This is a genomic window from Nocardia sp. NPDC003183 (assembly GCF_053590715.1).
The window spans coordinates 1-13,685 of the sequence record NZ_JBSFTG010000022.1 but is presented as its reverse complement, the minus strand read 5'-3'; the positions used below and the strand labels follow the sequence as shown (position 1 = coordinate 13,685).

13 protein-coding genes are annotated in these 13,685 nt (G+C 67.6%); 1 reads left to right on the top strand and 12 read right to left on the bottom strand.

Features of this window, described 5'->3' with window-relative positions; translation table 11 throughout:
• Nucleotides 1-33: 33 nt before the first annotated feature.
• The gene (bioB, locus tag ACWDXS_RS33425; RefSeq protein WP_378637307.1) at nt 34-1,047 is read right to left on the bottom strand and encodes a biotin synthase BioB; all 1,014 of its coding nucleotides are present in this window, start codon (nt 1,045-1,047) and stop codon (nt 34-36) included.
• A gap of 149 nt (nt 1,048-1,196) precedes the next feature.
• Between bioB and ACWDXS_RS33420 the strand changes: the two genes are divergently transcribed.
• Nucleotides 1,197-1,781 carry a TetR/AcrR family transcriptional regulator C-terminal domain-containing protein gene (locus ACWDXS_RS33420; protein ID WP_379312027.1) on the top strand — a complete coding sequence of 195 codons (585 nt, stop codon included), beginning with the start codon at nt 1,197-1,199 and terminating at the stop codon, nt 1,779-1,781.
• On the opposite strand, the gene ACWDXS_RS33415 is transcribed toward ACWDXS_RS33420, so the two are convergent.
• The 11 genes from ACWDXS_RS33415 to ACWDXS_RS33365 all read right to left on the bottom strand — a co-directional run bounded on the left by ACWDXS_RS33415 (nt 1,782) and on the right by ACWDXS_RS33365 (nt 13,462).
• Nucleotides 1,782-2,927 carry an alpha/beta fold hydrolase gene (locus ACWDXS_RS33415; protein WP_449971991.1) on the bottom strand — a complete coding sequence of 382 codons (1,146 nt, stop codon included), beginning with the start codon at nt 2,925-2,927 and terminating at the stop codon, nt 1,782-1,784.
• A gap of 323 nt (nt 2,928-3,250) precedes the next feature.
• A complete protein-coding gene (locus tag ACWDXS_RS33410) occupies nt 3,251-4,474 on the bottom strand; it encodes an MFS transporter (protein ID WP_449971988.1) in 1,224 nt (407 codons plus the stop codon).
• Nucleotides 4,475-4,523: 49 nt separating this feature from the next.
• The gene (locus tag ACWDXS_RS33405) at nt 4,524-5,873 is read right to left on the bottom strand and encodes an LLM class flavin-dependent oxidoreductase (RefSeq protein WP_378995781.1); all 1,350 of its coding nucleotides are present in this window, start codon (nt 5,871-5,873) and stop codon (nt 4,524-4,526) included.
• Entirely contained in the window at nt 5,870-6,634 is a 765-nt protein-coding gene (locus ACWDXS_RS33400) for an ABC transporter ATP-binding protein (protein ID WP_378995784.1), read from the bottom strand. The genes ACWDXS_RS33405 and ACWDXS_RS33400 overlap by 4 nt, the downstream gene beginning before the upstream one ends.
• The gene (locus ACWDXS_RS33395; RefSeq protein ID WP_387448952.1) at nt 6,610-7,470 is read right to left on the bottom strand and encodes an ABC transporter permease; all 861 of its coding nucleotides are present in this window, start codon (nt 7,468-7,470) and stop codon (nt 6,610-6,612) included. Before ACWDXS_RS33395 ends, ACWDXS_RS33400 begins: the two co-directional genes overlap by 25 nt.
• A complete protein-coding gene (locus ACWDXS_RS33390; protein WP_449971983.1) occupies nt 7,470-8,561 on the bottom strand; it encodes an ABC transporter substrate-binding protein in 1,092 nt (363 codons plus the stop codon). The genes ACWDXS_RS33395 and ACWDXS_RS33390 overlap by 1 nt, the downstream gene beginning before the upstream one ends.
• 85 nt (nt 8,562-8,646) lie before the next feature.
• Nucleotides 8,647-9,117, bottom strand: coding sequence for an SRPBCC domain-containing protein (locus ACWDXS_RS33385; RefSeq protein ID WP_379312034.1), 471 nt, complete (start codon nt 9,115-9,117; stop codon nt 8,647-8,649).
• 35 nt (nt 9,118-9,152) lie between these two features.
• Nucleotides 9,153-10,349, bottom strand: a complete 1,197-nt coding sequence (locus tag ACWDXS_RS33380) for an ROK family protein (protein WP_449971979.1) — start codon at nt 10,347-10,349, stop codon at nt 9,153-9,155.
• Nucleotides 10,350-10,374: 25 nt separating this feature from the next.
• Nucleotides 10,375-11,616, bottom strand: coding sequence for a sugar ABC transporter permease (locus ACWDXS_RS33375; protein WP_449971976.1), 1,242 nt, complete (start codon nt 11,614-11,616; stop codon nt 10,375-10,377).
• A complete protein-coding gene (locus ACWDXS_RS33370; RefSeq protein WP_449971972.1) occupies nt 11,613-12,377 on the bottom strand; it encodes an ATP-binding cassette domain-containing protein in 765 nt (254 codons plus the stop codon). Before ACWDXS_RS33370 ends, ACWDXS_RS33375 begins: the two co-directional genes overlap by 4 nt.
• Nucleotides 12,377-13,462, bottom strand: coding sequence for a sugar ABC transporter substrate-binding protein (locus ACWDXS_RS33365; RefSeq protein WP_449971969.1), 1,086 nt, complete (start codon nt 13,460-13,462; stop codon nt 12,377-12,379). The genes ACWDXS_RS33370 and ACWDXS_RS33365 overlap by 1 nt, the downstream gene beginning before the upstream one ends.
• Between the last annotated feature and the right edge of the window lie 223 nt (nt 13,463-13,685).

The following is a 13,685-nucleotide window of genomic DNA, read 5'->3' as shown; positions in this document are numbered from 1 at the left end:
GACCTGGGTCGATACTCGATCGTACACAGCGTTTTACAGGGTTTCGTTGAGCGCCTTGATCGGCATGCTCAGCTCACCGAGCAGATCGAGGTCGGACTCGGCGGGACGGCCGAGGGTGGTGAGGTAGTTGCCGACGATGACGGCGTTGATGCCGCCGAGCATGCCCTGCTTGGCGCCCAGGTCGCCGAGGGTGATCTCGCGACCACCGGCGAAACGCAGGATGGTGCGCGGCATCGCGAGCCGGAACGTGGCGATCGCGCGCAGCGCGTCGGCGGCGGGCAGCACCTCCAGGTCACCGAACGGGGTGCCGGGTCGCGGGTTGAGGAAGTTCAACGGGACCTCGTCGGGGTTCAGCGACGCCAGCTGCGCGGCGAACTCGGCGCGCTGCTCGATGGTCTCGCCCATGCCGAGGATGCCGCCGCAGCACACCTCCATGCCCGCTTCGCGCACCATCCGCAGGGTTTCGAAGCGCTCCTCGTAGGAGTGGGTGGTGACCACCTTGGGGAAGTGCGACTTGGCGGTCTCGAGATTGTGGTTGTAGCGGTGCACGCCCATCGCGGCGAGCTGGTCGACCTGCTCCTGGTTGAGCATGCCCAGCGAGCACGCGACCTGGATGTCCACCTCGTTGCGGATGGCCTCCACACCGGCGGCGACCTGCGCCATCAGGCGCTCGTCGGGGCCGCGCACCGCGGCGACGATGCAGAACTCGGTGGCGCCGGTCTTGGCGGTCTGCTTGGCCGCCTCGACCAGGCTGGGAATGTCGAGCCAGGCCGCGCGCACGGGCGACTGGAACAGGCCCGACTGCGAGCAGAAGTGGCAGTCCTCGGGGCAGCCGCCGGTCTTGAGACTGATGATGCCCTCGACCTCGACCTCGGGGCCACACCACTTCATCCGCACGTCGTGGGCGAGCTCGAGCAGCGCTTCCAGGTGTTCGTCACCCAGGCGCAGCACCTCGACGGCCTGCTGCTCGGTGAGGCCCTCGCCGCGCTCGAGCACCTGCTCACGGGCGATAGCCAGAATATCGGTCTGGACGGGTGCCTGCGTCACGACGTGATGTCCCTTCGACGGGGGTGTGCGCACGTGCCGTGGGTGTGGTCCACCCGGCGTGGCCGTGCAACTTGAACGGTGTTCAGGATAGGGTAGCGGCTACGAGTGAACCACGACACTCGGGTCGGAAAATCGTCGGAAGGACGCGCGTGCAACTGCGGAAGACGGATGTGGTCGATGCCGCCGTCGCGATTCTCGATCAGTACGGGCTCGCCGATCTGACGATGCGCCGGCTCGCGGGCTCGCTGCAGGTGCAGCCGGGGGCGTTGTACTGGCACGTCAAGGACAAGCAGACCCTGCTCGGCGCGGTGGCCGACCGGATTCTCGCCCCGATGGACGAGCCGATCGCAGCCGCCGAATGGCCCGCGCAGCTCACCGAACTGGCGCATCGACTGCGCGACTGCCTGCTCGCCTATCGCGACGGCGCCGAACTGGTCTCGGCCACCTACGCCTCGCGCCTGACCACCAGCAAGGCACGTGAACGCCTGGCGGGCATTGTGATCCGTGCCGGGATGACCAGGGAGGAAGCCGATCTCACGGCCTACACCCTGCTCTACTACGTGCTCGGCCAGACCGTCGACGAGCAGTCGCGCATGCAGATGGACTCCGTCGGCGCGCTACCCGAGGACAACACACCGTTGCTCGACACCCCCGACCCCACCGCGCGCTTCGACTTCGGCTTGCAGCTGTTCATCGCGGGCGTGCGCACCATCCTCGGGACCCGGGTGCGCTGATCAGGGCGGGTCGTTGCGATTGGCTTCCTGGTAGCGCCGCACGAACGGCAGTACCTGCTTTTCGATGACCTCGTTGTATTCACCCGGTCGCTGAATCGGATTCGCGTGCTCGGTCCGAGTCGGCCGCACCACCGACAGGGTGCCGTTGACGCCGCCGGACTGTTCGATCAGCACCCTGTGCGAATACTCCACGTCCACCACGTCATCGCGCGACGCCTCGCGGGGCCGGATGAACACGATCGCCGGATTTCGCTTGTCCGGATTCGGTTTGCCGAGCGCCCGCAGATCCGCCGTGCCGCCGCCGGCCACGATCGCCAGGAACTGCGCCTCGATCAACCCGTTGCTGGCGGCATCACGAGAGAAGATCTTGTCGCGCAATACCTCCGAGGCCGCCTGACCCATGGCGCGGAAGTCGATATCGAAGAACAGTCCGTCCCGCTGCGCGAAACGTTCACGCCGAGCCGACATCTCGACCACGAAGCGCAGGAGCCTGCTCTCCCTCGCCCCGGGCAACCAGCCCACCCACCGCACCAGATCGGCACCGCGACTGCGACTCTCCGGGCGGACCGCGTCCAGATCCATCGGCGTGCAGTCCAGCACAACGGCCACCAATCGCCGGTCGCTGCCCAGGTGGATATGGCGCGCCACCTCGAGTGCGATGATCCCGCCCATGCTGTGACCGACCAGCACGATATTGCGCACATTGCCGTACCGCGCGGCCCGCACGATCATCTCGGCGATCACCTTGGTGTCGATACCCGCGTTGTCGTAGCGCACCGCCCACACCACCCCGAGGCGACTGAGCGCGGGCAGTGCCTTGGCGGTCGGTGCCGCGTTGACTCCCCCGAGCCCCACCATATCGACGACCGCGGTATCCCAATCCCGTGCGTCCGCGGGCAGATTCGCGGGCAGCAACTCCGGCGTGGTCTGTGCCAGCCGATCGCGTTCGGGAGCCACATCGTGCACCCAGTACTGCCCGAACACGATCATCGCGACCAGCAGCACCCCGAGAATTCGCAGCACCGCCAGCCTGGTCCGGCGCCAACCGCGCCACCTGTGTCCCAGCCTGGTTTCACGCAACCGATCCCGCCGACGCGCATCGTCGAAGTCCGCGACGGTGGACGGATGCCGATCGAATGACGACATACTTCCACTGTAGGGGCGGTCGAATCCGAACGCTCCCGGCCGCCGTCGCGAGCACCGCGCCGCAGTGGCCACCTCGGTGCACTACCGACGCCCGGACGTCCACGGCTGGGACCTCGCTCGCGCGAGCGGCAGCACGCCCCACTGGGACGACGACCTGCTGCGCGACACCTACGACGACGCCGCCGATCGGGGCCGTGAGATGGGTATCTACCGGCCCCGAGGTACTTGTCGCGGCCACCGCCCCGCTGATCGACCGCATTCTCGGCCTCACCGGACGCGACCCCGCCTGGCCCTGGGCTTTCCTGTTGCCGCCGGCGGCATCGTCAACTGCTCTCAACCGATTCCCTGGTTTCGTTCGGACTCGCGGCAGGCTGTCTCGGCACCGCCACCGCGACGACCGGGCGTCCGGGGAACCAGCGATACATCGCGGCCGCTCCGCCGAGCCCCGCCACCGCGAGCGCTCCCGCCGCCGCGCCCAGCACCGTCACCGCGCTGATCGCGCCGACCGCGATCGGGCCCGCGAACATCCCGATGTCGTGGGTGAGCCGCCAGGCACCGAGGAACTCCGCGCGCTGACCGGGCGGCGCCACATCGGCGCCGACGGTCATGATCACGCCGTTGCTCAACCCGTTGGCGAAGCCGAGCAGCACGGCGACCGCGGTCAGCCCGGCCACCGACCCCGCGAACGGCAGCGCGGCATATCCCGCCGCGAAGGCGATCATCGCGGGAACGCCGATCGCCTTGCGGCCGTAACGATCCAGCCAGATCCCGGCCGGATACGACATCAGCACGTCCACCGCGCCCGCGATACCGAACACGATGCTGGTGGTCGCCGCGTCGGCGCCGATGTGCACCGCCCACAACGGCAGCAGCGATTGCCGGGCCGCCCGTGCCGCTCCCATCAGCAGGGCGCCGAGTCCGAGCGTGCTGAGCAGCCTGCGATGTTCGACCACCACGGAGCGAATCGTGTTGTCGCTCACCACTGTCGGCGAACCTTCGGTCTCGGGCATGGCGAACACCAGCGCACCCGCGACGAGCATGGCGACGAGCTGGATCCACAGCCCACCGATCGGGCCGAGCCAGTGCACCGCGCCCGCGCCGAGGAAGGGCCCGGCGAAGAACCCGAACCGCATCCACCCGGCCAGCGCCGAAAAGGCCCGTCCCCGATCAGCACTCGGCACCACGGCCACGATGTAGGTCTGCCTGGCCAGCCCCCACACCGCCCCCGATGCGCCGTTGATCAGCAGCCCGAGGGCGAACACGGCGATGTTCGGCGCGAGGATGGCCACGAGCAGGCCCAGCGCGCAGGTGAAGGAACCGAGCGCGATCGCCTTGCGCTCCCCTGTGCGCGCCACCAGCCAGCCCGCGGGCAGATCGCCGAGAATGAGCCCGAAGCCCATCATGGCGACGACCACGCCCGCGGTGCCGACCGACGCGCCGAGTTCGAGTGCGCGCAGCGGCAGCATGGGAGCCGCGGCGCCCGAACCGATTCCGTAGATGGCGGAGGGAACGAACACCGCCAGCGCCATGGATCGCAGCTGAGTCACGGCGCCACCACCGACCGGCGGGTGCCGGGCCGGCTACTACAGCCCGCCGTCATCCGGCTAGTGCGGCACTGCGGGCGAACTTGCTTTCCGGGCGCGCGAGCCCGAAGTGGTCGCGCAACGTGGTCCCGGTGTATTCGGTGCGGAACAGCCCGCGCTCCTGCAGGATCGGCACCACCGTTTCGGCGAATACCTCGAGCCCACCGGGGTAGTACGGCGGCATCACGTTGAAGCCGTCCGCCGCGCCCTGGGTGAACCACTCTTCGATGGTGTCGGCCACTTGCTCGGGCGTTCCCGCGAACACCCGGTGCCCGCGCGCGCCGGCCAGCCGGTGCAGCAGCCCACGCAAAGTCGGTCGTTCCCGCTCGACGATCCCCGCCACCACCTGCAATCTGCTGCGCGCGTTGTCGGTGACATCGCCCGCCCCCGCGAACACTTCCACGGGCACCAGCTCGTCGAGCTCGAGGGTCCGCAGCGAGGTGCCGGTGATCGATTCCAGCTGCTTGAGCCCGTATTCGGGCACTGTCAGCTCGTTGAACTCACGTTCCAAACGCAGTGCCGCGGCCTCGGTGTCGGCGATGAACGGGCTGATCCCGGGCAGGATCTTCACCTCGTCGGCGGTACGGCCGAACTCGGTGGCCTTGGACTTGATATCGGCGTAGAAGGACTGCGCGTCCGACAGTCGCTGATGGGCCGTGAAGATCGCCTCCGCGTACTTGCCCGCGAAGGCACGGCCCTCGTTCGACGCACCGGCCTGCACCAGCACCGGACGGCCCTGCGGTGTCCGCGCCGAGTTGAACGGCCCACGCACACTGAGATGTTCGCCGACGAAGTCGATCGGATGGATCTTGTCCGGATCGGCGTACACACCGGCGGCGCGGTCGAGCACGATCGCGTCGTCCTCCCAGCTGTCCCACAGCCCGACCACCGCGTCGACGAATTCCCGTGCGCGGGCATAGCGTTCGGCGTGGTCCGGGTGGCGTTCGAGCCCGAAGTTGGCCGCGGCCAGATCGGTGCCGGTGGTGACGATGTTCCAGCCCGCGCGTCCTCCGGAGATGTGGTCGAGCGAGGAGAACAGCCGCGCCAGGTTGTAGGGCTCGTAGTAGGTGGTGGACGCGGTCGCGATCAGGCCCAGGTGTGTTGTCGCCGCGGCGATCGCGGTGAGCAGCGTGATCGGCTCCAGGCCGGGCGCGGCATTGTGACGAACATCGGTGCGCAGGGCGGGACCGTCGGCGAAGAACACCGCATCGAGCTTCGCCGCCTCCGCGGTGCGCCCGATCTCCTGGTAGTAGGAGACGTCGTAGATGCGGTCGGGCCTGCTGTCGGGATGCCGCCAGGCGGCCTCATGATGCCCGGACGGGTAGATGAACGCGTTCAGACTCAGTTGACGCGGTGCACTCATGAGGCCTGTTTCACTTTCTCTGAATCTGTTGTGTCGACGCCGAGCCCGGTCAGCAGCACCTCGCGCAGCCGGACGAACTCCGGGTGCGCGTGTCTGCGCGGGCGCGGGGTCTCGATGCGTTGGTCGATCGTGATCCGGCCCTCGTCGAGGACCAGTACCCGATCGGCGAGCAGCACGGCCTCGTCCACATCGTGGGTCACCAGCAGCACGGCGGGCCGGTGCCGCTCGCACAGCGCCTGCAACAGGGCGTGCATCCGAATCCGGGTCAGCGCGTCGAGCGCGCCGAACGGTTCGTCGGCCAGGAGCAGTTCCGGCTCGCGCACCAGCGACCTGGCCAACGCCACCCGCTGTTGTTCACCGCCGGAAAGCTCACGCGGCCAAGCCTTTTCTCGCCCGGCCAACCCCACCTCGGCCAGTGCGGAGCGCCCGCGTTGCTGCGCGTCGCGGCCGGTCAGCCCGAGCACCACATTGTCGAGTACCCGCGCCCATGGCAGCAGCCGCGAATCCTGGAACACCACCGCGCGCTGCGTCGGCACCGTCAGGTCACCGGATCCGGGCACGTCGGAATCGAGTTCGGCCAGTGCCCGCAGCAGCGTGCTCTTGCCGGAACCGCTGCGCCCGAGCAGCGCGACGAACTCGCCACGCCGGATCTCGATGTCGATGCCGTTCAAGACGATTCGCTCGCCGAAGCCGCGGGTCAGGGCGCGGGTGCGTACGACGACCCGCTCGTCGGAGCTCAGTCGCCCAGTGTCTGTCGCCATGCCAGCACCTTTCGTTCCGTTGCCCGCACGGCGAGATCACCGAACAGTCCGAGCAGCCCGTAAATCACCAGACCGACGACGATCACGTCGATCTGGCCGTAGGTGCGCGCCTGGGTCATCAGGTAGCCGATGCCGCTGGTCGCGTTGACCTGTTCGACCACCACCAGCGCCAACCAGGAAATGGTCACCGCCAGCCGCAGTCCGAGGAAGAAGCCCGGCAACGAGCCCGGCAACGCGATGCGACGCAGGAAGCCCCACCGCGACAGCCCGACCGTCTCGGCCAGTTCCACATAGCGCGCGTCGACACTGCGCAGGTAGGCGTGGGTATTGATGTAGATCGGAATGAGCACGCTGGTGGTGATCACGATCAGCTTCATCTGCTCGCCGATCCCGAACCAGACGATGAACAGCGGGATCAGTGCCAGCGTCGGGATCGCCCGCTTGATCTGCACGGGACCGTCGACCACTGCCTCACCGATCCGGCTCAGCCCCGCGACCAGCGCGAGTACCACGCCGATCGCCACACCGAGAACGAGGCCGATCACGGCGCGCTGCAACGAGGTCAGCAGATTGGACTGCAATCGTCCGTCGGCGATCAGCTCGCCCGCGGTCTGCGCGACGGTCCACGGCGCGGGCAGGGTCTCCGGGTCGATGGCCCCGATCGCGGAGCCGATAACCCAGGTACCGATGAGCAGAACCGGACCGAGGGCGAAGCCGAACGGGATCGGCTTGCCGGGTCCCAGTCTGCGCCGGCCTCGCCCGCGCGGGGCGAGTGCCTCGACCGGGGCCGTGCTGGTCCTGAGTTTGCGCAGCGCCCCGGCATCGATGGTGGCCATCAGCTCACCGCCGGTGCGAACGCGGCTCCGCTGGCGGTGACCGCCTCGGTGACCGCGGCGTCGAAGCGAAGGTCGAAACCGTCGACGGCCTTGATCTTCTTGGGCAGCTCGCCCACGGCGTCGATCGCGTCGATGGTGGTCTGCTGCCGGGCGATCAACTGCTGGTCCAGGTGCGGGAAGGTGTAGGTGCCCAGCGATTCGACGATCCGCTTGGCATCGTCGGCGCTGACCTTCTGGCTTCCGACGTAGTAGCGGGTGGCCCATTCCTCGCGATGGGTGTTGGTCCACTGCCAGGCCCGCACGAACGCCCCGACCAGAGCACGGGTCGCGGCGGCCTTCGCCGGATCCTGGACCACCGCCCGTCGCGCGTACAGGTAGGCGAGGCCGCTGTAGATGCCCGTGGTCTCCGAGTCCGGGATCAGCGAGGCGCCCTCGGTGCGGAGGAACCGGGTCACGTTGGGTTCGATCAGCGGCGCGACGTCGACCTGAGCGGTGCGGACCGCGTCAGGGAACTCGGCCAGCTGCAGCCGGACCAGCTCCACATCGGTGGGCTTCAGACCCGCCTTGGTGAGCGCCTTCAGCACCGCCGCCTGCTGGGCGGTGCCCTCGGCGTAGGCGATCTTCTTGCCCTTCAGATCCGCGGGCTTGTTGATCGAACGGCCCGGCGCGACAGCGAGTTTCAGCGCCTGAGGGTTGGTCTGGTAGGAGCCGATGATCGGGACGTCCTGGCCGGCGGCCAGTGCGTGGATCGGCGGCACATCGCCGACCTGACCGACGTCGGCCGCGCCTGCCCGGAACGCCTCGAGAATGGCCGGGCCGCCGACGAAGTTCGCGAACTCGATCTTGAACGGCAGCTTGTCCAGCTCACCGGACAGCCGCAGCGCCGATTGCAGACGTTCCGACTGATCGGCGACGACGAGCGTGGTCCCCGGTGGAACCTCGGTGGGCAGTGGCGCGTCGGGGGTGCCGACCGGTGTGTTGTTGCCTTGCGCGCAGCCGGTCAGGCCGAGCGTCGCAACGGTTGCCATCGCGAGGAGTGCGGCGGTGGCGCGGCCACGCAGGCCGGGTCGAGAGGTGTTCGGTCGGTACATAGACGAATTCAAGCAACCACGATCGCCCCCGAACACCATTAGCGTTTCTATGATTTGAAGGGCACGACTCCGCGTGGGTCTGCGGTCAGCCGCGCGATTCCCGCTCGGCCAGCGCGGTCAGTTTCGCCAACGACTGGTGCCAGGTCCTTTCGTTGTCGGCGGAGCTCAGCCCCGGCGGAACCCCCTCGTGCACCGTGTCGAGGTAGGTGCCGCCGTCGGCGTCGGTCAGGGTGAACGTCACGGTTTGCGCACCGGTCATGTCCGGGATCTCGGTGACGAATTCCAGCACCTCGATGATCTGCTCATCCGGTACCAGCGTGCGGAACGTCCCGAAACAGGCGTCGCGGTGCGGCGGCCGCGTCTCACCCGTGGCCGTCGGCTCGTCATAGGTGAGGGTGATCGAGAACGATCCGCCCTCTTTCGGCTCGAACCGATGCACTTCGGCCGTTATCCCGGGCGGGGGCATCCAGGCCGCGACCGCGTCGGCGTCCAACATCAGGCGGTAGACGGTCGAGCGCGGCGCATTGATCTGCGTGCCGATCCTTGTGGTCGCCATTCCTTCACGATAGTCGCGAGACCGGCGCCGATCGATCACCTGCCGGAGCTACGCGCCAGTGTCTGGAGTGGGTCGGTCAGCACGTCGGCGAACGCCAGTTCCGCGGCCCCGATCAGCGGCGCGTCGTCGGCCAGCGCGGAGGTTCGCAGACGAACGCGTTCGCGCACGGCGAGTAGTCCGTTCTCCGCCAACCGGCTGCGGACCTGCGCGGCCGAGGCGAGGTAGATCTCGCGCAGAACACCACCGAACACGACCATCGTCGGGTTGAAGATATTGACGAGATTGGCCACCCCGTAGCCGAGCCAGTCCCCGACCTGGTGCAATGCGTCGCGGGCGACCGCGTCACCGCGAGCAGCCGCGTCGACGATCGCCTCGACCGCCGCCCGGCCGGTGAGGTCGGCCCGCCCCGCCAGCGCGATCAACGCCAGCTCCCCCGCCTCGGCCTCCAGGCAGCCACGTGAACCACACCGGCACGTCCGCCCGCCGGGGTTGACGATCATGTGCCCGACCTCACCGCCGTAGCCGCCCTCACCACCGAGCAACTCACCACCCATGATGACGCCACCACCGATGCCGACCTCACCGTGCAGGTAGATCAGTTCCGACACCCCCGCACCGACACCCCGCTCACGCTCGGCGAGCGCTCCCAGATTCGCGTTGTTGCCGACCACGACCCGAACACCGAGCCGCTCGGACAGTTTCGCGCCCACCGGCACATCCACCCAGCCGATGTTCGGCCCGTACCGCACCACACCGTCGCCCTGCCGAACCATCCCGCAGAACGCGAGACCCACACCCACGCAGACACTGTCGCGTCCTGCCGTGTCGATCATCGTCTCGGCCAGCACCGCCAGGGATTCGATCACTTCGTCGGGATCGAAAGCCGCACTCTCACGCGGCGTTTCACGCCGGTCGAGAATCACACCACCCAGACCGACCCGCGCTACCGCGAGCCGGTCCGCGCCGACGTCCAGCGCGAGCACGAATACCCGCTCCGACTCCGGCCGCACCACCAGCGACGGCCGACCGGCCTTCCCGGTCTGGCGTGGCAGTTGCTCACTCACCAGCCCGGCAGCGGCCAGATCGGTGGTCAGCGCCAGAATTGTGCTGCGGTTCAGGCCCATTCGCTCGGCCAGCTCCGCCCGCGAGACCGGCCCGCTCAGATGGACGTGGCGCAACAGCACGGCGAGATTACGTGTTCGGATCTCGTCCGGGGCGGGTGCAGCCCTCATCCGGCCCAGCCTTCCCGGTCGATGGTCAACTTCCTGGCAGCGAACGCTTGCGCGACAGCGCGTCCACCCCCGCCGCGAGCAGCAGGACAAATCCTGTCACAACGAATTTCGTGCCCGCGCTGTAGCCCATCAGGCCCATCCCGTTGTTGATCACCGCGACCACCGCGGCACCGAGTACCGCATCGAGCATCCGGCCACGACCACCGAACAGACTGGTCCCACCGATCACCGCCGCACCGACGGCGGTGAGCAGAACATCGGAACCGCCGGTGTTCGGATCGACCGAGTTGGCCCGCGAGGCCGCGATCAATCCGCCGACGGCGGCCATCGTCGAGCACAGCACGAAGGCGCTGATCTTGATCCGGTCGACCGGAATGCCCGCGCGCCGAGCCGCTTCCACGCTGCCGCCGACCGCGTAGACATGCCTGCCGAACGAGGTGCGATTGAGCACGAAGGTCCACAGCAGCAACAGCGCGATGATGATCGGCACCACGATCGGCATGCCCTGCAGCGAGTTGACCTCCGGATTGCGACTGCGCTCGTCGTTGAGCACCAGCACCGCTATCCCCGCGACCACCGCGACCGTGGCGATCCGCACCGCGACCACCGGTGCCGTCTCGCCGGTCAGCCCCAGCGTGGTGCGCGCTCGCAACTTTCGGTACTGCACCAACGAGAACCCACCCACCAGCACCAGGTACATGACCCAGCCGAGCAGCGGCGGCACATTCTTGTTGGCGATCGCCAGGATCGTCTCGTCGTGGATGGAGATGTTGCGGCCGTTGTCCATGATCTTCAGTGCCACGCCCTGCAGCGCCAGGAACGCGGCCAGCGTCACGACGAACGACGGCACCCCGATCTTCACCACGATCGCGCCGATGGTCAGCCCGATCACCACACCGGTGAGCAACGAGACGAGCACCGCCGCGTACCAGGGCCAGCCCTTGTCGGTGAGCAGGACCGCGAGCACCGCGGCACACACACCGCTGGTGAAGCCGGCCGACAGATCGATCTCCCCGAGCAGCAGCACGAAGATCAAGCCCATGGCGATCACCGCGATGGCGGCGCCCTGGGTGAGCAGGTTCGCGATATTGCCCTGGGTCATGAACACCGGCCGCGCGATCCAGAACACGACCGACAGCACCACCAGCGCGATAACCGAGGGCAAGGCGCCCATGTTGCCGCCACGAATCCGCGCGACATAGCCGCTGACCAATTCGGTCACCGGTGCGGCGGGCTCGGCGGCCTTGTCCGTGACAACCGCGCTCATGCCTGCACTCCGATTCCGAGACTCCCGCTGCGGCCGGAGGTGATCAGTTCGACGACCTGCGAATGCGTCACGTCGGCGGTCCGTACCTGTGCGGCCATCCGGCCCAGGTACAGCGCCGCGATCCGATCCGACACCGCGAAGACGTCGTTCATGTTGTGCGAGATCAGCACCACCGCAAGACCTTTGTCGGCCAGGCGGCGCACCAGTTCGAGAACCTGCTGAGTCTGGGCGACGCCGAGCGCCGCGGTCGGCTCGTCCAGAATCACCACCTTGCTGTTCCACAGCACGGCCTTGGCGATGGCGACGGTCTGGCGTTGTCCGCCGGACAGGCTGGCCACCTTCTGACGCACGGACTTCACCGTGCGCACCGACAGTCCGGCCAGGGTCGCACCCGCGAGCTCCTCCATGCCGTATTCGTCGAGCACGAGGCCGTGCTTCTTCTCCCGGCCGAGGAACATGTTCTGCACGATGTCGAGGTTGTCGCAGAGCGCGAGATCCTGGTAGACGATCTCGATCCCCAGTTCGGCCGCGTCTCGCGGATTGCCGATCTGCACCTGCTCACCGTCGAACAGCACTTCGCCCGCATCGATCGCATGGGTGCCGCCGATGCATTTGACCAGGGTCGACTTGCCTGCGCCGTTATCGCCGACGAGGGCCGTCACCTCACCGCGGTAGGCGGAGAAGTCGATATCGTGCAGGACATGGACCGGACCGAAACTCTTCTCTAATCCGCGCAATTCGATGAGCGGGGTGTCGGTCATCAGCGGACGCCGTTGTCCGCGCAGAGCTTGGTGAACTCACCGGTGCACAGCTCGGCCTTGTCGACGAAGCCGTCCGCCACGACGTCGTTCACGTTGTTCTTGAAGATCGCCTTCGGCTCGAGAAGCACCGCGGGCACCTTCGACTTCGCCTCGGGATCGTCGACAGTGCTCGGCGCCTCGCCCTTCTCCCCGTTGGCCAGCGCGATCGCCAGCTTCGCGCCGGCGGCGGCCTCGAGCTTGATCGCCTTGTACACGGTCATGCACTGATCACCGGCCAGTACGTTCTGCAGACCCTGGACCGTGGCGTCCTGACCTGTCACCGGGATCTGCCCGTTCAGCTTCTGCTTCTTCAGCACTGCGATGGCCGCGTTGGCCAGCCCGTCGTTGGCCGCGACGGTGCCGCCGAGGCTCGGCGTGCCGGTGAGCATCTGTTCGAAGATGGTGCCCGCCTTGGTGTTGTCCCATTCCGGAACGGCCTGATCGGGGCCCTTCACATATTCGCCCGCGTCGAACTTCGGCTTCAGCGCGCCGTCGTAACCGCTCTTGAACAGGGCGGCGTTGTTGTCGGTCGGGCCGCCGTTGAGGTAGGCGACCACCGGCTTGGCTGCCTGTTTGTCGGCCAAGCACTTCGCGAGGCCGTCGCCCATGAGCTGTCCGACCTTCACGTTGTCGAACGACACGTAATACGGCGCACCGCCGCCGAGAGTCAGCCGGTCGTAGTCGATCACGGTGACGCCCTGCGCTTTTGCCTTCTGAATGACGGCCTTGCCGGTGCCGCTGTCGAGGTTGGTGATCATCAGCACCGAGGCGCCGTTGGTGATCATCTGATCGGCGATCGTCTGGAAGGCGTTCTTGTCGCCCTGGGCATTCTGGATGTCGGCCTTGATCCCCGCGGCGTCGAACGCCTGCTGGAGGTACTTGCGATCCGCCGTCTCCCACCGCGCCGAGGTCTTGCTGTCGGGCAGGATGACGCCGATCTTGGCGCCGCCACCTCCCGAGGAGTTCGAAGTGTCGTCGCCGCAGGCGGTGAGCGAAGTGAGAAGTGCGATCGAGACGGCCGCGATGCCGAAGATCCCCTGACGCATGAGCGTGGGCCTTTCGTGGAACCACCGCCTGTGGGCGGTTGAGCTGGAGCGTATGTTGTTCTCGACAACATACTCCAGGGTGACCTGGCCCACACAGGAATCGGACATAGTGGTCCCCGAGGGTTTCCGGGAACGCAAAAAGGCCCTCCAACCGAAGTTGGAGGGCCTTTCGCAAAGATGTTCCGGCAGTGTCCTACTCTCCCACACCCTGTCGAGTGCAGTA